Origin of the sequence: Mycobacterium cookii, assembly GCF_010727945.1 — a bacterium.
Classification (GTDB): Bacteria; Actinomycetota; Actinomycetes; order Mycobacteriales; family Mycobacteriaceae; genus Mycobacterium; species Mycobacterium cookii.
This window is the reverse complement of the sequence record NZ_AP022569.1, coordinates 1,583,456-1,602,203: the sequence shown is the minus strand read 5'-3', so window position 1 is coordinate 1,602,203 and position 18,748 is coordinate 1,583,456. Positions and strand designations below refer to the sequence as shown.

At 67.2% G+C, this 18,748-nt stretch carries 15 protein-coding genes and 1 pseudogene; 12 read left to right on the top strand and 4 right to left on the bottom strand.

Features of this window, described 5'->3' with window-relative positions:
* Positions 1-17: 17 nt before the first annotated feature.
* The 9 genes from G6N27_RS07575 (at position 18) to proB (ending at position 11,801) form a co-directional block, all read left to right on the top strand.
* Entirely contained in the window at positions 18-2,681 is a 2,664-nt protein-coding gene (locus tag G6N27_RS07575; protein ID WP_197746527.1) for a valine--tRNA ligase, read from the top strand.
* Positions 2,678-4,108 carry a bifunctional tetrahydrofolate synthase/dihydrofolate synthase gene (gene folC / locus G6N27_RS07570; RefSeq protein ID WP_163775782.1) on the top strand — a complete coding sequence of 477 codons (1,431 nt, stop codon included), beginning with the start codon at positions 2,678-2,680 and terminating at the stop codon, positions 4,106-4,108. Before G6N27_RS07575 ends, folC begins: the two co-directional genes overlap by 4 nt.
* Entirely contained in the window at positions 4,105-4,509 is a 405-nt protein-coding gene (locus G6N27_RS07565) for a DUF4233 domain-containing protein (protein WP_163775781.1), read from the top strand. Before folC ends, G6N27_RS07565 begins: the two co-directional genes overlap by 4 nt.
* 262 nt (positions 4,510-4,771) lie before the next feature.
* Positions 4,772-5,182, top strand: a complete 411-nt coding sequence (gene ndk / locus G6N27_RS07560) for a nucleoside-diphosphate kinase (protein WP_163775780.1) — start codon at positions 4,772-4,774, stop codon at positions 5,180-5,182.
* Between the two features lie 316 nt (positions 5,183-5,498).
* Positions 5,499-8,432: an Rne/Rng family ribonuclease gene (locus G6N27_RS07555; protein ID WP_163775779.1), complete on the top strand. Its 2,934-nt coding sequence runs from the start codon at positions 5,499-5,501 to the stop codon at positions 8,430-8,432.
* Between the two features lie 189 nt (positions 8,433-8,621).
* Entirely contained in the window at positions 8,622-8,933 is a 312-nt protein-coding gene (gene rplU, locus G6N27_RS07550; protein WP_163775778.1) for a 50S ribosomal protein L21, read from the top strand.
* 17 nt (positions 8,934-8,950) lie between these two features.
* The gene (rpmA, locus tag G6N27_RS07545) at positions 8,951-9,217 is read left to right on the top strand and encodes a 50S ribosomal protein L27 (protein ID WP_163775777.1); all 267 of its coding nucleotides are present in this window, start codon (positions 8,951-8,953) and stop codon (positions 9,215-9,217) included.
* A gap of 45 nt (positions 9,218-9,262) precedes the next feature.
* Positions 9,263-10,702 carry a GTPase ObgE gene (gene obgE / locus G6N27_RS07540; protein ID WP_163775776.1) on the top strand — a complete coding sequence of 480 codons (1,440 nt, stop codon included), beginning with the start codon at positions 9,263-9,265 and terminating at the stop codon, positions 10,700-10,702.
* A complete protein-coding gene (gene proB, locus G6N27_RS07535; protein ID WP_163775775.1) occupies positions 10,695-11,801 on the top strand; it encodes a glutamate 5-kinase in 1,107 nt (368 codons plus the stop codon). The genes obgE and proB overlap by 8 nt, the downstream gene beginning before the upstream one ends.
* Here proB and G6N27_RS07530 read toward each other — a convergent pair.
* Positions 11,798-12,433 (bottom strand): TetR/AcrR family transcriptional regulator, encoded by a 636-nt coding sequence (locus G6N27_RS07530; protein ID WP_163775774.1) that lies wholly within the window; start codon positions 12,431-12,433, stop codon positions 11,798-11,800. The genes proB and G6N27_RS07530 overlap by 4 nt on opposite strands.
* A 99-nt stretch (positions 12,434-12,532) precedes the next feature.
* Between G6N27_RS07530 and G6N27_RS07525 the strand changes: the two genes are divergently transcribed.
* Positions 12,533-13,792 (top strand): cytochrome P450, encoded by a 1,260-nt coding sequence (locus G6N27_RS07525; RefSeq protein WP_163775773.1) that lies wholly within the window; start codon positions 12,533-12,535, stop codon positions 13,790-13,792.
* Here G6N27_RS07525 and G6N27_RS07520 read toward each other — a convergent pair.
* Positions 13,789-14,637, bottom strand: a complete 849-nt coding sequence (locus G6N27_RS07520) for an SIR2 family NAD-dependent protein deacylase (RefSeq protein ID WP_163775772.1) — start codon at positions 14,635-14,637, stop codon at positions 13,789-13,791. The two genes, G6N27_RS07525 and G6N27_RS07520, sit on opposite strands and share 4 nt — an antisense overlap.
* Positions 14,638-14,687: 50 nt before the next feature.
* Entirely contained in the window at positions 14,688-15,107 is a 420-nt protein-coding gene (locus G6N27_RS07515; protein ID WP_163775771.1) for a hypothetical protein, read from the bottom strand.
* 168 nt (positions 15,108-15,275) lie between these two features.
* Between G6N27_RS07515 and G6N27_RS07510 the strand changes: the two genes are divergently transcribed.
* Together G6N27_RS07510 and G6N27_RS25665 are read left to right on the top strand one after the other, a co-directional pair.
* Positions 15,276-17,318, top strand: coding sequence for an NAD(+) synthase (locus G6N27_RS07510; RefSeq protein ID WP_163775770.1), 2,043 nt, complete (start codon positions 15,276-15,278; stop codon positions 17,316-17,318).
* Positions 17,270-17,399, top strand: a pseudogene (locus tag G6N27_RS25665) (GTP 3',8-cyclase MoaA); the annotation flags it as partial. The gene G6N27_RS07510 and the pseudogene G6N27_RS25665, both read left to right, overlap by 49 nt.
* Here the strand turns inward: G6N27_RS25665 and G6N27_RS07505 are convergent.
* Positions 17,388-18,743, bottom strand: coding sequence for a hypothetical protein (locus G6N27_RS07505; RefSeq protein ID WP_163775769.1), 1,356 nt, complete (start codon positions 18,741-18,743; stop codon positions 17,388-17,390). The pseudogene G6N27_RS25665 and the gene G6N27_RS07505 sit on opposite strands and share 12 nt — an antisense overlap.
* Between the last annotated feature and the right edge of the window lie 5 nt (positions 18,744-18,748).

Genomic DNA, 18,748 nt, shown 5'->3' with positions numbered 1-18,748 from the left:
CTTTCTAGACTTGACGGGTGACCGCCAGCCCAGAACGCACCGCTGACAAGCGGGCTGAAGACCTGCCCAAGGCGTGGGATCCGGGCGCGGCCGAAGGCGCGATCTATCAGCGCTGGCTCGATGCCGGCTATTTCACCGCCGATCCGGCCAGCACCAAGCCCGGGTATTCGGTCGTGCTGCCGCCGCCGAACGTGACCGGCAGCCTGCACATGGGCCACGCGCTGGAGCACACCATGATGGACGCGCTGACCCGTCGCAAGCGCATGCAGGGTTACGAGGTGCTGTGGCAACCCGGCATGGACCACGCGGGTATCGCCACCCAGAGCGTGGTGGAAAAGCAGCTCGCCGTCGACGGCAAGACCAAAGAAGACTTCGGCCGCGAGCTGTTCATCGACAAGGTGTGGGACTGGAAGCGCGAATCGGGCGGCGCGATCGGCGGTCAGATGCGCCGGCTCGGCGACGGCGTCGCCTGGGACCGCGAGCGGTTCACCATGGACGACGGCCTGTCCCGGGCGGTGCGCACCATCTTCAAGCGGCTCTACGACGCGGGTCTGATTTATCAGGCCGAGCGGCTGGTCAACTGGTCACCGGTGCTGGAGACGGCGATCTCGGATCTCGAGGTCCGCTACGAGGACGTCGAGGGTGAGCTCGTCTCGTTCCGGTACGGGTCACTCGACGACTCCGAGCCGCACATCGTGGTGGCCACCACCCGGGTGGAGACGATGCTGGGCGACACCGCGATCGCCGTGCATCCCGACGACCAGCGTTACCGCGCACTGGTCGGCGCCACGCTGCCGCATCCTTTCCTGGACCGCCAGATCACCATCGTCGCCGACGACCACGTCGACCCCGAATTCGGCACCGGCGCAGTCAAAGTCACGCCGGCGCACGACCCGAACGACTTCGAGATCGGGTTGCGCCACCAGTTGGACATGCCGACGATCATGGACACCAAAGGCCGGATCGCCGGCACCGGAACACAATTCGACGGCATGGACCGCTTCGAGGCCCGCGTCGCGGTGCGCGAGGCTCTGGCGGCCGAGGGTCGCGTTGTCGCGGAGAAGCGTCCGTATCTGCACAGCGTCGGGCACTCCGAACGCAGCGGCGAGCCGATCGAACCGCGGCTGTCGCTGCAGTGGTGGGTGCGGGTGGAATCGCTGGCGAAGGCGGCCGGCGACGCGGTTCGCAACGGCGACACCGTGATTCACCCGGCCAGCCTGGAGCCGCGCTGGTTCGCCTGGGTCGACGACATGCACGACTGGTGCATTTCCCGCCAGCTGTGGTGGGGTCACCGCATCCCGATCTGGTACGGGCCGGACGGTCAGCAGGTCTGCGTCGGCCCCGACGAGACGCCACCCGAAGGTTGGGAGCAGGATCCCGACGTCCTGGACACCTGGTTCTCCTCGGCGCTGTGGCCGTTCTCCACCCTGGGTTGGCCCGAGACGACGCCGGAGCTGGAAAAGTTCTACCCGACAAGCGTTCTGGTGACCGGCTACGACATCTTGTTCTTCTGGGTGGCCCGGATGATGATGTTCGGGACGTTCGTCGGCGGCGACGACGTCATCACGCTCGGCGGCCGGCGGGGCCCGCAGGTGCCGTTCACCGACGTGTTCCTGCACGGGCTGATTCGCGACGAGTCCGGGCGAAAGATGAGCAAGTCCAAGGGCAACGTCATCGATCCGCTGGACTGGCTGGACCTCTACGGCGCGGATGCGCTGCGGTTCACCCTGGCCCGCGGCTCCAGCCCCGGCAGCGACCTCAGCGTCGGCGAAGATCATGTCCGGGCGTCGCGTAACTTTGTCACGAAGTTGTTCAACGCCACCAGATTTGCGTTGATGAACGGCGCGGCGCTGAGCCCGTTGCCGCCACCCGACGAGCTGACCGACGCCGACCGATGGATTCTGGGCCGGCTGGAAGAGGTTCGCGCCGAAGTTGATTCGGCCTTCGACTCTTACGAGTTCAGCCGCGCGTGTGAAAGTCTCTACCACTTCACCTGGGACGAGTTCTGCGACTGGTACCTCGAACTGGCCAAAGCGCAGGTTGCCGACGGTCTGTCGCATACCACCGCCGTGCTGGCCACCGCGCTGGACACCCTGCTGCGGCTGCTGCACCCGGTGATCCCGTTCGTCAGCGAGGCGCTGTGGCAGGCGTTGACGTCGGGGGAGTCGCTGGTGATCGCCGACTGGCCCGGTCCCTCCGGAGTCGACGTCAATGCGGTTGCCGCACAACGGATCACCGATATGCAGAGGCTGGTGACCGAAATCCGCCGGTTCCGCAGCGACCAGGGGCTGGCCGATCGGCAGAAGGTGCCTGCCCGGCTGTCCGGGCTCGACAGCGCCGACCTGATCACTCAGGTGGGCGCCGTCACCTCACTGGCCTGGTTGACCGAGCCCGGACCGGATTTCGGCGCGTCGGCGTCGCTGGAGGTCGGCCTGAAGGGCGGCATCGTCGTCGTCGAATTGGACACCTCGGGCACCATCGACGTCGCCGCCGAGCGCCGCCGACTGGAGAAGGATCTGGCCGCCGCGCAGAAGGAATTGGCCTCGACCACAGCGAAATTGGGCAACGCGGACTTCATGGCGAAGGCGCCGGAGGCCGTCGTCGACAAGCAGCGAGAGCGGCAGCGGGTCGCGCGCGAGGAAGCCGACCGGATCACGGCCAGGTTGGCCGGGTTGCAGTGACGCTGGACCCGGACGACGACCCGGTCATCGGCGAGGTTCCGACGCCTGACGAGATCGCGGCACTGCTGCAAGTCGAGCATCTGCTCGATCAGCGCTGGCCGGAAACCAAGATCGAGCCGAGCCTCACCCGCATTTCCGCGCTGATGGATCTGCTGGGCTCGCCGCAGCGCAGCTACCCGTCGATCCATATCGCCGGCACCAACGGGAAGACGTCGGTGTCCCGGATGGTCGATGCGCTGCTGACCGCTTTCCATCGGCGCACCGGGCGCACCACCAGTCCGCATTTGCAGTCGGCGGTCGAGCGCATCACGATCGACGGACGACCGATCAGCCCGGCCCGCTACGTCGCGACGTACGCCGAACTCGAGCCGTTCGTGCAGATGGTCGATCAGCAGTCGCAGGAGGCGGGCGGCCCGGCGATGAGCAAGTTCGAGGTGCTGACCGCCATGGCGTTTGCGGCGTTCGCCGACGCGCCGGTCGAGGTGGCGATCGTCGAGGTGGGCCTGGGCGGCCGCTGGGACGCGACCAACGTGATCAACGCACCGGTCGCGGTGATCACCCCGATCAGCGTCGACCATGTCGAATACCTCGGCGAGGACGTCGCCGGCATCGCCGCCGAAAAGGCCGGCATCATCCACAAAGCCGAGGACGGCGCTCCCGACACGGTCGCGGTCATCGGTCGACAGGTGCCCGAGGCGATGGAGGCGGTGCTGGCCCAAGCCGTGCGCGCCGACGCCGCGGTCGCCCGCGAAGACTCCGAATTCGCCGTGCTGGGCCGCCAGATCGCCGTCGGCGGTCAAGTGCTGCAACTGCAGGGCCTGGGCGGGGTGTACTCGGACGTGTTCCTGCCGCTGCACGGCGAGCATCAAGCCCACAACGCGGCCATCGCGCTGGCCGCGGTCGAGGCGTTCTTCGGCGCGGGCAAGGATCGTCAACTCGACATCGACACCGTCCGGGCCGGATTCGCTGCGGTGACCAGCCCCGGGCGCTTGGAGCGGATGCGCAGTGCCCCAACGGTATTCGTCGATGCCGCACACAACCCGGCGGGCGCGGCAGCGCTGGCGCAGTCGCTGACCGAGGAATTCGACTTCCGGTTCCTGGTCGGCGTCGTTGCGGTGCTGGCCGACAAGGACGCCAGCGGCATCCTGGCCTCGCTCGAGCCGGTGTTCGACCAAATCGTGCTCACTCACAACGGATCCCCGCGCGCTTTGGACGTCGAGTCGCTGGCGTTGATCGCGCAGCAGTGGTTCGGGCCCGACCGGGTCTTCACCGCCGAGAACCTGCGGGACGCCATCGACGCTGCGACCGCCCTGGTGGACGATGCCGATGCCGAAGACGACTCGTTCGCCGGGACCGGCATCGTGATCACCGGTTCGGTGGTGACCGCCGGCGCGGCGCGCACGCTGTTCGGTCGTGATCCCGAATGACGCCGCAAGAACCGACGCCCGGGCCGGCGAGGTCCGACCCGTGGAAGAGCTTTCGCGGCGTCACGGCCGGCACGCTGATCTTGGAGGCGATCGTCGTGCTGCTGGCGTTGCCGGTGGTCGGCGCTGTCGGCGGCGGATTGAACGCGGTTGCGCTGGTCTACCTGCTGGGATTGACCGCGATCCTGATCGTGCTCGCCGGCCTGCAGGGCCGGTCGTGGGCCATCTGGGCCGATCTCGCCGTGCAGTTGGTTGCGATCGCCGGCTTCGCGATTTACCCGGGAGTGGGCGTCATCGGCCTGATATTCGCCGGGGTTTGGGCACTGATCGCCTACGTCCGTTCCGAGGTCCTCCGCCGGGAGAGATACGGGCTGCTCCCGGGCCAGGACGGCCCGCCGGACTGATCCGCTGCCGGGAAAGTGGCGAGGTGGTTCTGTACGCTGTGCGCCGTGACGAGCGGTAACGAGTCGGCGACGATGCAGAGCGCAGCGATGAAGAGGAGCGGCTCAAATGACCGAGTCGGCGACGATGCAGAGCGCAGCGATGAAGAGGAGCGGCTCAAATGACCGAGTCGGCGACGATGCAGAGCGCAGCGATGAAGAGGAGCGGCTCAAATGACCGAGTCGGCGACGATGCAGAGCGCAGCGATGAAGAGGAGCGGCTCAAATGACTGAGCGGACCCTGCTGTTGATCAAGCCCGACGGGGTCGAGCGACGCCTGGTGGGCGAGATCATCGGCCGCATCGAGCGCAAAGGCCTGACGGTGTCGGCGCTGGAACTGCGGATCGTGAGTGACGAGCTGGCCCGCCAGCACTACGCCGAACACGACGGGAAGCCGTTCTTCGGCTCCCTGCTGGAGTTCATCACGTCGGGACCCCTGGTCGCAGCCGTGATCGAGGGCCCGCGGGCCGTCACCGCGCTGCGCCAACTCGTTGGCGGGACCGACCCGGTGGAGAAGGCCACGCCGGGCACGATTCGCGGCGATTTCGGCCTGGAAACGCAGTTCAACCTGGTGCACGGCTCTGATTCGACCGAGTCGGCCGAACGCGAAATTGGACTCTGGTTCGGCAAGGCTTAGTAACGGGTCGGTGCACTTGGTCCGACCCGGTACATCGATATGGGATACTGATAATCGGGTGAACGTCGCCGGACCGGGTTAGGAACGTCGACAGGCGCCCGAATGAAGACTTAGACAAGCGCGACCACCGCGACCCGCCAAGGATCACGATGCGGCGCCGACCGTCCAGCCATCATTCAGACCGGCACCAAGTGCGTTCGACTCGAACCGCTCGGGGCAAGACCATCACAAGTCCGGGAGAAAGCGACCCGGGCGCATAGCGAAGCCCTCGCGTGGCCGCGTCAACAGGACGCGCCCGGGGGCTTGAGGAGAATACGTGACAGACGGTGGCTCATTCTCAGAGGTTTCGGAACACTCGTCGCAGCACGAGGAGCTGCCAGAACGGCTCAGGGTCCATTCCCTGGCCCGAGCGCTGGGGACGACGAGCAGGCAGGTGCTCGACGCGCTGACCGAGCTTGACGGTCGAATCCGCAGCGCCCATTCGACTGTGGAGCGCGTGGACGCGGTCCGGGTACGAGACCTGCTGGCCAGCGCGACCGCGGTCGCCACGCCGGTCGGCGCCAGCCAGGCGGACGGCGCCGTCGAGGCGGACGAACCCGAGTCGCGGCTGATGCTGGAAACTCCGGACACCCCAACCGATCGACCCGAGTACATGCCGCTGTTCGTCGCGCCGCAGCCGGTCGCGCGGGTCGAGGTGCCAGACGACACCGCCGACGCCGACGCCGACGACTCCGACGACTCCGACGACGATGACGGCGAGGACTTCGAGGGCGACGACGAGCAGTCCGAACGCCCGGCCAACCGGCGGCGACGCCGCGGGCGGCGAGGGCGGGGCCGCGGCCGCGGCGAGCAGAACGGCGCCGACAAGGGCGAGGCCGGCGACGACGGCACGCAGGACGCCGGGTCGGCGGACAACACCGACGACGACCCCGACGACGACGATGACGCCGACGACTCGGACACCGGCGACGACGAGAACGGCTCGGGGGACGGCACCACCAAGCGGCGCCGTCGCCGCCGGCGCCGCAAGTCTGGGTCGGGCGACGACAACGAGGACAGCCCGTCGCCAGACGACCCCCCGAACACCGTGGTGCACGAGCGGGCACCGCGGGCCAACAAGAAGTCTGACTCCGGCAACTCCGAGATTCAGGGCATCGACGGATCCACGCGCCTGGAAGCCAAACGGCAACGCCGCCGCGACGGTCGCGACGCGGGGCGGCGCCGACCGCCGGTGCTGACCGAGGCCGAGTTCCTGGCCCGCCGCGAAGCCGTCGAGCGGGTGATGGTGGTGCGCGACAAGGTCCGCACCGAGCCGCCGCATCCCGGCAGCCGGTACACCCAGATCGCCGTCCTGGAGGACGGCATCGTGGTTGAGCACTTCGTCACCAGCGCGGCATCGGCCTCGCTGGTCGGCAACATCTACCTGGGCATCGTGCAGAACGTGCTGCCCTCGATGGAGGCCGCGTTCGTCGACATCGGTCGCGGCCGCAACGGCGTGCTGTACGCCGGAGAGGTGAACTGGGAGGCCGCCGGCCTGGGCGGGTCCAACCGCAAGATCGAGCAGGCCCTCAAGCCCGGCGACTACGTCGTGGTGCAGGTCAGCAAGGATCCGGTCGGGCACAAGGGCGCCCGGCTGACCACCCAGGTGTCACTCGCCGGGCGCTACCTGGTGTACGTGCCGGGGGCGTCGTCCACCGGAATCAGCCGCAAACTGCCCGACACCGAACGCCAGCGGCTCAAGGAGATCCTGCGCGAAGTCGTGCCGTCGGACGCCGGCGTGATCATCCGCACCGCGTCGGAAGGCGTCAAGGAAGACGACATCCGCGCCGACGTCAACCGGCTGCAGGAGCGGTGGACGGAGATCGCCGAGCGCGCGCAGGAGACCAAGGAGAAGGCGGCCGGCGCCGCGGTGGCGCTCTACGAAGAGCCCGACGTCCTGGTCAAGGTCATCCGCGACCTGTTCAACGAAGACTTCGGCAAGTTGATCGTCTCCGGCGACGACGCCTGGACCACCATCAACGAGTACGTGAGTTCGGTTGCGCCGGAGCTGGTTTCGAAGCTCAACAAATACGAGCCGCCCGCTGAAGACGGTCCCGACGTGTTCGCGGTGCACCGCATCGACGAGCAGCTGGCCAAGGCGATGGACCGCAAGGTCTGGCTGCCCTCCGGTGGCACCCTGGTGATCGACCGGACCGAGGCGATGACCATCGTCGACGTCAACACCGGCAAGTTCACCGGATCCGGCGGCAACCTCGAGCAGACGGTCACCAAGAACAATCTCGAGGCCGCCGAGGAGACGGTGCGTCAACTGCGGCTGCGCGACATCGGCGGGATGATCGTCATCGACTTCATCGACATGGTCCTGGAGTCCAACCGCGACCTGGTGCTGCGCCGGTTGACCGAGGCGCTGGCCCGCGACCGCACCCGCCACCAGGTGTCCGAGGTGACCTCGCTGGGCTTGGTGCAGTTGACCCGCAAGAAGCTCGGCACCGGACTGGTCGAAGCATTCTCCACGACATGTCCGCACTGCAGCGGTCGCGGCATCATGCTGCATGCCGACCCGGTCGATTCCGCGCCAACCATCGGTCGGAAATCCGAGTCCGGCGGCAGGCGGGGCCGGCGCTCGAAGAAGGGCAAGGCCGAGGAACAGCCGGTCGCCTCGGTGCCGGTCCATACACCCGGCGAGCACCCGATGTTCAAGGCCATGGCCGCGGCCAACGGTCGCCACGAGGACGACGACACCGAGGGCGGCGACGAGTCTGCGCACGCCGAGGACGTCGACGAGACGCTCGTCGGATCGGACGCCGCGGAGGCCGACGCCGAGACCCAGGAGCAGGTCGCCCGAGAGACAGCCGAAGAAGACCTCGACGATGACGACTTCGACGACGAGGACAGCGACGACGAGGACAGCGACGACGAGGACAGCGACGACGAGGACGACGACACCGACGAAGTCGACCTCGACGACGAGGACCTCGACGACGACGATGAGCTGGACGACACCGACGACACCGACGACACCGATGACGACGATGACGACGATGACGACGATGACGACGATGACGACGATGACGACGATGACGACGACGACTCCGATGACGACGATGACGACGATGACGACGACACCGATGACGACGACACCGATGACGACGACCCGGTTTCCGCCGGGCACGAGGTCGCCGCGGTGACGGCGGAGCGACCGCGGCGGCGTCGGGCCGCGGCCAGACCGGCCGGCCCGCCCACTCATTGATGCCGATGGCCCTGCGACAGGCCGGTTTGACCCTGTAGCCGCTGGTCACGTACCCTTGACCAGTTGTCGACAGGCCCGTCCACCGGGCTTTGGCCGACACTCCCACACCAGCCCGCGCACGCTCAGGCTGCGCGGCGCCCGCAAGACCAGCAAGAACCAGCAGAACCAGAAGATGAGGTAGACGAGACCATGGCGACCTACGCAATCGTCAAAACAGGCGGTAAGCAGTACAAAGTCGCCGTCGGGGACATTGTCAAGGTCGAGAAGCTCGACTCCGAGCCGGGCGCGAAGGTGTCGCTGCCGGTCGCACTGGTCGTCGATGGCGCCAAGGTGACCGCCGAGGCCGCCGCGCTGGCCAAGGTCGCCGTCACCGGCGAGGTTCTCGAGCACACCAAGGGCCCCAAGATCCGTATCCACAAGTTCAAGAACAAGACCGGCTACCACAAGCGTCAGGGCCACCGTCAGCAGTTGACGGTCCTGAAGGTCACCGGCATCAAGTAGCGGGAGGCGAACAGAACATGGCACACAAGAAGGGCGCTTCCAGCTCACGTAACGGCCGCGACTCGAACTCCCAGCGACTGGGCGTCAAGCGGTTCGGCGGCCAGGTCGTCAAGGCCGGCGAGATCCTGGTCCGCCAGCGCGGCACGCACTTCCACCCCGGCGTCAACGTGGGTCGAGGTGGCGATGACACGCTGTTCGCCAAGGCGGCCGGCGCCGTCGAGTTCGGCGTCAAGCGCGGACGCAAGACGATCAACATCGTCTCGGCCGCGGCCTCGAACGACTGAGCGTCTCAGGCGTGGTCGCACGCCTGAGGAGTAAGAGGAATTCCGATGCCTCGGTTTGTCGACCGCGTCGTCATCCACACGAGGGCAGGATCCGGCGGTAACGGCTGCGCCTCGGTTCACCGCGAGAAATTCAAGCCGCTCGGCGGTCCCGACGGCGGCAACGGTGGCCGTGGCGGCAGCATCGTGCTGGTCGTCGACCCGCAGGTGCACACCCTGCTCGACTTTCATTTCCGGCCCCATGTCGACGCCCCGTCGGGCAAGCAGGGGATGGGTGGCAACCGCGACGGCGCGGCTGGCACCGATCTGGAAATCAAGGTTCCCGACGGCACCGTCGTGCTCGACGAGGACGGCCGGATGCTCGCCGACCTGGTCGGTATCGGCACCCGATTCGAAGCCGCCGCCGGCGGCCGCGGCGGGCTGGGCAACGCCGCGCTGGCATCGCGCGCCCGCAAGGCGCCCGGGTTCGCGCTGCTCGGCGAGAAGGGTGAGTCCCGCGACCTCACGCTGGAACTCAAGACGGTCGCCGACGTCGGCTTGATCGGATTCCCGTCCGCCGGCAAATCCTCACTGGTGTCCACGATTTCAGCGGCCAAGCCGAAGATCGCCGACTACCCGTTCACCACGCTGGCCCCCAACCTCGGGGTGGTGTCGGCGGGGGAGCGGACATTCACCGTCGCCGACGTGCCGGGTCTGATCCCCGGGGCGTCGCAGGGCCGCGGGCTGGGTCTGGACTTCCTGCGTCACATCGAGCGGTGCGCCGTGCTGGTGCACGTCGTCGACTGCGCGACGCTCGAGCCAGGCCGCGACCCGATTTCCGACATCGACGCACTGGAAGCCGAGCTGGCCGCCTATACGCCGACACTGCAAGGAGATTCGGCGCTGGTGGACCTCGTCGAGCGGCCACGGGCGGTGGTGTTGAACAAGATCGACGTGCCCGAAGCCCGCGAGCTGGCAGAGTTCGTCCACGACGAGATCGCCGAGCGCGGCTGGCCGGTGTTCTTGGTGTCGACGGTTACCCGAGAAGGACTGCAGCCGTTGATCTTCGGGCTCGCCGACATGGTCGCGGCATACCAGGAATCCCAGCCGGTGGTGGTGCCGCGCCGGCCGGTAATCCGCCCGGTGCCCGTCGACGAGTCCGGTTTCACCGTGCAATCCGATGGGCAGGGTGGCTTCGTGGTCCGCGGCCGGCGGCCCGAACGCTGGATCGCCCAGACCGCATTCGACAACGACGAGGCGGTCGGCTATCTCGGTGACCGGTTGGCCCGGCTGGGTGTCGAGGACGAATTGGTGAAGCTCGGCGCGCGGCCCGGGTGCGCGGTCACCATCGGCGACGTCACCTTCGACTGGGAGCCACAGACTCCGTCGGGCATCGACGCCGTGATGACGAGGCGGGGCACCGACCCGCGTCTGGAGAACACCGACCGGGTCGGCGCTGACGAACGTAAAGCGGCCAGGAAGCAACGGCGCGAGAGTGGTAATGAATAGCACTGCACGCGAGGCTGTTTGTACCGCGCGGAGCGTCGTCGTCAAGGTCGGCACCACCGCATTGACCACCCCGACCGGCATGTTCGACGCCAGCCGGCTGGCCGGCCTCGTCGACGCCATCGAGGCGCGGATGAAAGCGGGTTCCGACGTCGTCATCGTGTCCTCCGGCGCCATCGCGGCGGGCATCGAGCCGCTGGGCCTGAACAGGCGTCCCACGGATCTGGCCACCAAGCAGGCGGCGGCCAGCGTCGGGCAGGTCGCGCTGGTCAATGCGTGGAGCACCGCCTTCGCCCGCTACCAGCGCAGCGTCGGCCAGGTGTTGTTGACCGCGCACGACATCTCGATGCGGGTGCAGCACACCAACGCTCAGCGCACCCTGGATCGGTTGCGCGCCTTGCATGCGGTCGCGATCGTCAACGAGAACGACACGGTGGCCACCAACGAGATTCGATTCGGCGACAACGATCGACTGTCGGCGTTGGTGGCGCATCTGGTCGGGGCCGACGCGTTGATACTGCTGAGCGACATCGACGGTCTCTACGATGCCGATCCGCGTAAGGTCGCCGAATCACGGTTCATCGCTGAGGTTTCCGGCCCAGACGACCTCGACGGCGTCACCGCGGGACAGGGCAGTCACCTGGGCACCGGCGGGATGGCCTCGAAGATGTCGTCGGCGCTGCTGGCCGCCGACGCCGGGGTGCCGGTGCTGTTGGCGGCCGCGTCCGACGCCGCGACGGCGCTGGCGGATGCGTCGGTGGGCACCGTGTTCGCCGCGCGACCCAATCGCATGTCGGCGCGCCGGTTCTGGGTGCGCTACGCCGCGGAGTCGGCCGGCTCGCTCACCCTCGACGACGGCGCAGTGAGTGCTGTTCTCGGACAACGCCGTTCGCTGCTACCGGCCGGGATCACGGCGCTGTCCGGCCGCTTCCACGGCGGTGACGTGGTCGACCTGACCGGCCCGGACGCGGCCCTGGTGGCTCGCGGGGTGGTCGCCTATGACGCCGCCGAACTGGCCACGATGATCGGCCGGTCGACGTCGGAGTTGCCCGCCGAACTTCGCAGGCCCGCCGTCCATGCCGACGACCTGGTTGCCGTCTAACCCCGCGCTGGCGTCAAATATAGCGCGCCCCAGGCTATTTCGGTTAGCGTAGTGGTCAGCTCGGCATCGTAGTCGGCTGGTCGGACCGGGAGGTTCTGCTGACAGGCCCGCTCGACCATCCAGGTCAGCACGCTCGCCGTGGTCGCCGCGGGCAGCTCGCGGCGGATCGAGCCGTCGGCCTGGCCGTCCTCGATCACCTGGGTGAGTCGCCCGGAGATCCCGCTCAGCAATTCGCGATAGGTCGCGGCCACCAGCGGGTCGTATGCCGCCATCTCGTTGAGCGCAACGAGGACGGGTTGATGCCGCCGGTAGCCGGCGATGATGCCGGCCATGGCGGCGCGTATGTCGCCGGGATCGTGCCGCCACGCCACACTCCACCAGAGTTCGGCGCTGTCGGCCAGGTCGCCGAACACCTGGGCGGCCAACCGGCGCAGCAGGTCGCCCTTGTCCTCGAAGTAGATGTAGAAGTTCGCCCGCGACATCCCGGCCTCGCCCGACAACCGGTCGACGCTGAGTTCGGTGAAGCTTGCGCCGGCGCGCATCAGCCGCTCGGTGGCGTCGAGCAGACGGCGCTCGATCTGCCCGCGGCGCTCCTGCCGCCGGGCTTGCGGCTTACGGGTGACTGACGGCATAGCCGAAATTATGACACCTTGACTAGACATAATGTCTAGATTTAGTGTCAGATGTGCTTCGCCATGTGATCGGCGTCATAGCTTGATGGAGGATTCACCATGACAGCGACGGCCGCGACCCCCCGCGCCTACGACCCCATCGATCTGTCATCGCGCGCGTTCTGGTCCGCCAGCGCGCAGGAGCGGGAGAGCTCGTTCGCTGTCCTGCGGGCCGAGCGGCCGGTGAGCTGGCATCCGCCGGTTGAGGACGCCCTGATGTCCGACCCGGACGATCCCGGCTACTGGGCCGTCACCCGTCGCGACGACATCGTCGCGGTGAGCCGCGACAACGAGACGTTCCTGTCCGGCAAGGGTGTTCTCTTCGAAAACGTGCCGGAGGAGTTGCTCGAGGCGTCGCAATCCTTCCTGGCGATGGACCCGCCGCGGCACACCTTCCTACGCAAACTGGTCAGCGCAGCGTTCACCCCGCGGCAGGTCAGGCGCATCGAGGAGTCGATCAAGGCCAACGCCAAGATCATCGTCGAGGAGCTCACCGCCGCAGGCAGCGGCGCCGATTTCGTCGAGCACTGCGCCAAAGAACTACCGATGCGCACCCTGTCGGACATGGTGGGCATCCCGGAAGGAGAGCGGCAGAAGGTCGCACACGCGGCCGACGCCATGGTGTCCTGGGCCGACCCGATCTACCTCAACGGCCGCCAGCCATTGGAAGTGCTCTTCGAATCGCAGATGTACATCCACCAGGTGGCCTTCGGGCTTGCCGCGGATCGACGCGAGAATCCAGGCGAAGACCTGTTCAGCGGCCTGGTGAACGCCGAGGTCGACGGCGACCGGCTGGCTGACGCAGACATCGCCGCTTTCTTCGTGTTGCTTGCCGTCGCCGGCAACGACACCACCCGCCAGACAACCAGCCACGCGCTGAAGGCGCTGACCGACTTTCCCGACCAGCGCGCCTGGCTGCTGGAGGATTTCGACAATCGCATCGGCGGAGCGGTCGAGGAGTTCATTCGCTGGGCTACTCCGGTGATGACGTTCCGTCGCACCGCCACAACGGATGTGGAGCTCGGCGGCCGGGCCGTTCGCGCCGGCGAGAAAGTCGTGATGTTCTACTCGTCCGGCAACTGGGACACCGACGTGTTCGAGCACCCGGAGCGGCTCGACTTGAGCCGCAGCCCCAATCCCCACGTCGGTTTCGGCGGTGGTGGCGTGCACTTCTGTCTCGGCGCGCACGTGGCCAGGGCGCAACTGCGCGCGATCATCGGCGAAGTGCTGCACCAACTGCCGGACGTCCAGGCCGGCGAGCCCACGTACGTCCCGGGCAACTTCATCCACGGCATCCGCAGCATGCCGTGCACCTTCTAGCGGGCCGAGACGGCGAATAGCTCCTCGGCCAGCAGCGTCAGGATCTCCGAGCAACCGCCCTCGACCTTGACGGTGGCCAACTCGTCACCGCGAGTCGGTCCGCGGTTGACGATGGCGACGGGGATGCCCAGTGTCGCGGCGTGCCGGACAAACCGGTAGCCGGAAAACACCGTCAGCGACGAACCTGCGACCAGTAGCGCGTCGGCGTCCTCGACGAGTGAAAAAGCTTGGTGGACAACGTGTTTAGGCACGCTTTCGCCGAAGTACACGATGTCGGGCTTGAGCATGCCGGCACAGACCGGGCAATCGAGATAGCGGAAAGACTCGGTGTCGGCGATCACGGCATCAGCGTCGGGGGCGACCGCCAACCCGCCGACCGCCTCAACCCGTTCGGTGAACCCCGGGTTGAGCGCGTCGAGTTGTTCGGCCAGCGCAGCGCGGCTCATGGAGTGACCACAGCTCAGGCAGACCACTCGGGCGTAGGTGCCGTGCAGGTTGATCACGTTGCTGCTACCGGCCTTGGTGTGTAGCCGATCCACGTTCTGGGTGATGACGCCGTTGGCTACACCGGCGAGTTCGAGTGCCGCCGCCGCCCGATGCCCGGCGTTGGGCCGGGTCTCGTCCATATGCCGCCAGCCGACGTGGTTGCGTGCCCAATAGCGCTGTCGGAAAACCGGATCCGAGGTGAACTGACGAATCGTCATCGGATTGCTCGGCGGCGAATCGGGACCGCGGTAGTCGGGAATGCCGGAGTCGGTGGACATACCGGCACCGGTGAGCAGCGCGAGACGGCGCCCGGTCAGCAAAGCGACTAGCTCGGGGGATTCCGCACGCCCAGCCCTCACCCATTCGAGAGTACGGACCGGCGGGCGCCCCGGGGGCGGTCAAGGATGCGTCAGGGCACCAAGACGAGTTTCATGTTGTTGGTCTCCTGATGGCCTGCTTGCTGGCCGCAGACGGGCTTCACATCGGTGGAGACGACGGTCCCGGTAAGGGTGTTGGGATCCCAAGTGAAATGCGCGGTGGTGGCGTCGGGAGCGTGGGAGCCGTCCTCGCACTCCAAGCTGTCGGTGCTGTCCAGACTCCACTGACCGTTGACGAGGTGTGCCTGCTTGGTCGGCCCACCCGGTTTGAGAGCGACTGCTGCGCAGCCGTCGCCGCAGGGGGTGACGTACCAGTCGCTGCTCGCGGACTGACCCGCCGCGTCCGTTTCGGTGAAGGTGTAGTGCCCGTTCATGTCGCTCAAGGCGGGAGCCGCGAGAGCGGTCGCCAGCCCGCTGAATATTGCGGTGGCGGCAAAACATCGTCGAATCATGATCGTTCTCCTTTTCGAGGCAGATAAATACCTGTGCAATATTGGCGGTCCAGTAGACGGAATGTCCAGGAAACGGGCCTCGCGGGTCTTGCCGAAATCGGGTCGGCACACCACCTCGGGCGCCGCATCTTTCAGGATTGCCGCAGGTTAGGCGACAATAGAGGGGCGATGGACTTTTACAACGCCTACAGCCAGGGCTTTGCCCGGGTCGCCGCATGCACGCACCACGCCTCGATCGGCGACCCGGCGGCCAACGCCGAGTCGATTCTTCGGCTGGCCCGCCAGTGCCACGACGACGGCGTCGGGCTGGCTGTATTTCCGGAGCTGACGTTGTCGGGCTACTCGATCGAGGACATCCTGCTGCAGGACGTGCTGCTGGACGCCGTCGAGAACGCACTTGTCGACGTCGTCACGGCGTCGGCCGATCTGCTGCCGGTGCTGGTGGTCGGCGCCCCACTGCGCTCCCGACACCGCATCTACAACACCGCCGTCGTCATCCACGGCGGCGCGGTGCTCGGGGTGGTGCCCAAGTCGTACCTGCCCACCTACCGCGAGTTCTACGAGCGTCGCCAGATCGCGCCGGGCGACGACGAACACGGCACCATCAGGGTCGCCGGCGCCGAGGTGCCCTTCGGCGCGGACTTGCTGTTCGCGGCGTCCGATCTGTCCGGCTTCGTCCTGCACGTCGAAATCTGCGAGGACATGTTCGTGCCGATTCCGCCGAGCGCGCAAGCCGCACTGGCGGGCGCGACGGTGCTGGCCAACATGTCTGGCAGCCCTATCACGATCGGCCGCGCCGACGACCGGGCGCTGCTGGCCCGCTCGGCGTCGCTGCGCTGCCTGGCCGCCTACGTATATGCCGCTGCGGGTGCGGGCGAGTCGACGACCGACTTGGCGTGGGACGGTCAGACGATGGTGTGGGAGAACGGCGTCCTGCTCGCCGAATCCGAGCGATTCCCCAGAGGCGAGCGGCGCAGCGTCGCCGACGTCGACCTCGAGCTGCTTCGCGCTGAACGGCTGCGGATGGGCACCTTCGACGACAACCGTCGTCACCACCGGACTTCAGCGGACTCGTTTCGGCGAATCGAATTCCAGCTGGACCCGCCGGCCGGTGACATCGGGCTGCACCGGCGAATCGAGCGCTTCCCGTTCGTGCCCGCCGATCCGCAACGGCTGCAACAGGACTGCTACGAGGGCTACAGCATTCAGGTCGCCGGGCTCGAACAACGGCTGCGCGCGTTGGACTTTCCGAAGGTCGTCATCGGAGTCTCCGGTGGGCTGGACTCGACGCACGCGCTGATCGTCGCGGCGCGCGCGATGGACCGAGAAGCGCGGCCCCGCAGCGACATTCTCGCGTTCACCCTGCCGGGCTTCGCCACCGGTGAGCACACCAAACGCAATGCGGTCGAATTGTGCCGCGCCCTCGGGGTGACCTTCGCCGAGATCGACATCACCGAAACCGCCAAGCTGATGCTCAAGGAGATGGGTCACCCGTTCTCCAGCGGCGAGAAGGTCTATGACGTCACATTCGAGAACGTGCAGGCCGGGCTGCGCACCGACTATCTCTTCCGATTGGCCAATCAGCGCGGCGGCATCGTGTTGGGCACCGGCGATCTGTCCGAGCTCGGGCTGGGTTGGTCGACCTACGGTGTGGGCGATCAGATGTCGCATTACAACGTCAACGCCGGCGTGCCGAAAACGCTGATCCAGCATCTGATCCGCTGGGTCATCGCCTCGGGTGAGTTCGACTCAGCGGTCACGCAGGTGCTGCAGTCGGTGCTTGACACCGAGATCACCCCCGAGCTCGTTCCCAGCGGTGAGGAGGAGGAGCTGCAGAGCAGCGAGGCGAAAGTGGGGCCGTTCGCCCTGCAGGACTTTTCGCTGTTCCACGTGTTGCGCTATGGGTTCCGGCCGTCGAAGGTCGCGTTCCTGGCGTGGCACGCGTGGAGCGACGCCGAGCGGGGCAACTGGCCGCCGGGATTCCCGGCGAACAAGCGACCGTCATACTCGCTCAAGGAGATTCGGCATTGGCTGCACGTCTTTGTGCAGCGGTTCTACTCTTTCAGCCAGTTCAAACGCTCCGCGTTGCCCAACGGCCCCAAGGTGTCTCACGGCGGCGCGCTGTCGCCGCGCGGCGACTGGCGCGCACCGTCGGACATGTCGGCGCAGGCCTGGCTCGACGAGATCGAGCGCGAGGTTCCCGAGGATTAGAGCGTGTCGCTGGACAGCATCGACTGCGCGCGCTTCGCGGCGATCACCCGTCGCGACCGGCTGGCGCGGCTACCAGTTGGTGAGGATGAAATGGTTGATAGCGAGGGCGCCGATGACGTTGGCGGCCAGCCACCATCGGTGGGTTGAGGGGGGCAGCAAGGCCGGCGCCGCGGTCAACCACACCATGAACGGTAGCCAGATGCGTTCGGTTTCGGCCTTACTCAGCATGCTCAGATCGGCGCATAGGATTGCAGTGATCGCGGCCAGTACCAGCAGGTGCAGACCGGAACGCCGACGGATCGCGGCGATATCGAAGACCCGACCCAATCCGGCCACGCTGCCTAGGCCGATCGCGCACGCGACCGACGCCAGGTTCGCCCAGCTCCAGTACTGGAACGGCCGGATCGCCGCGATACCCTGCCAGTAGCGTTGCTGCACAAGGGTATAACCGTCGAACCAGCAGAACCCCGCCACCGCGAACGCCACCGCCACCGCCACCGCGGCGGGCACCGCGGCGGCCAATGCGGTCAGCGCTGCCCGGCGGTTACGCACGGCAATGAGCACCGCCAGCGCGGGCAGCCCCATCAACATCAGTCCGTAGTTCAAGAAGATCGCCCAGCCCAGCAGCAGTCCGGCACCGGCGGCAACGGGAATGGGCCAGCGGACCGTGCGGCTCGCCGCGAGTGCCAGCAAGGCGATACCCCAAGCGGCGACACCGGCGAAGTAGGCATCTGCGGAAACGGCAATCCAGATCGCGGTCGGTGCGACCGCGACGAACGGTGCGGCCAGCCGCGCGGTCGGCTCATCGGACACAGCGCGCACCGCGACGATCACCGCGGTCGCCGCGCTTGACCCGACCAGCAGACAAAACGCACCTGCCCACGCACCGCCGCTCAGGCCGATGCGGTCGAGCCACACGAATGTCAGCAGTGCACCGGGCGGATGTCCGGACACGTGGGTGATCCACGAATTGGGCTGAAAGTCGAGGATGCGGCCGGAGAAGGTCCGCAGCATCTCTGGGATATCGGTGATCGTCGGCACTTGCCGCAGATATTCGTGGCGGGCGACCAGCCGCCCCGCGAACCCGAGCTGCCAGCCGTCGATCATCGCCAACGAAAAAGCCCAGCCGCACGACGTGGACCAGACCACGAGTGTGAGCACCCGCCACGACATTCGCTGCGCGAGGCTTGGGCCCCACAGCAACGCTGCAATACCGATGGCGACGGCCGGGATGCTGCCCCAGCCGACATGGGCTTTCCACCAGCCGAAAAGTGGTGCGGTCGAAGCGTAATCGTGGATCTGCTGCGGGGTGCTGCGGATCAGTGGGGTAATAAGGCCCAAGCTCAAATGGGGCACCACGAAAGCCGCTACGACCAGTGCCATGCCCAGCAGCGCCGCGACGGCCTCGCGGCGTCCGATCTTCACAGAGA

What these genes read in the sequence shown, in the direction of transcription:
- G6N27_RS07510 (WP_163775770.1), top strand. Translation starts at nt 15,276, where the DNA reads ATGGACTTTTACAACGCCTACAGCCAGGGCTTTGCCCGGGTCGCCGCA.
- G6N27_RS07565 (WP_163775781.1), top strand. Translation starts at nt 4,105, where the DNA reads ATGACGCCGCAAGAACCGACGCCCGGGCCGGCGAGGTCCGACCCGTGG.
- ndk (WP_163775780.1), top strand. Translation starts at nt 4,772, where the DNA reads ATGACTGAGCGGACCCTGCTGTTGATCAAGCCCGACGGGGTCGAGCGA.
- G6N27_RS07525 (WP_163775773.1), top strand. Translation starts at nt 12,533, where the DNA reads ATGACAGCGACGGCCGCGACCCCCCGCGCCTACGACCCCATCGATCTG.
- obgE (WP_163775776.1), top strand. Translation starts at nt 9,263, where the DNA reads ATGCCTCGGTTTGTCGACCGCGTCGTCATCCACACGAGGGCAGGATCC.
- proB (WP_163775775.1), top strand. Translation starts at nt 10,695, where the DNA reads ATGAATAGCACTGCACGCGAGGCTGTTTGTACCGCGCGGAGCGTCGTC.
- rplU (WP_163775778.1), top strand. Translation starts at nt 8,622, where the DNA reads ATGGCGACCTACGCAATCGTCAAAACAGGCGGTAAGCAGTACAAAGTC.
- rpmA (WP_163775777.1), top strand. Translation starts at nt 8,951, where the DNA reads ATGGCACACAAGAAGGGCGCTTCCAGCTCACGTAACGGCCGCGACTCG.
- G6N27_RS07515 (WP_163775771.1), bottom strand. Translation starts at nt 15,107, where the DNA reads ATGATTCGACGATGTTTTGCCGCCACCGCAATATTCAGCGGGCTGGCG.
- G6N27_RS07530 (WP_163775774.1), bottom strand. Translation starts at nt 12,433, where the DNA reads ATGCCGTCAGTCACCCGTAAGCCGCAAGCCCGGCGGCAGGAGCGCCGC.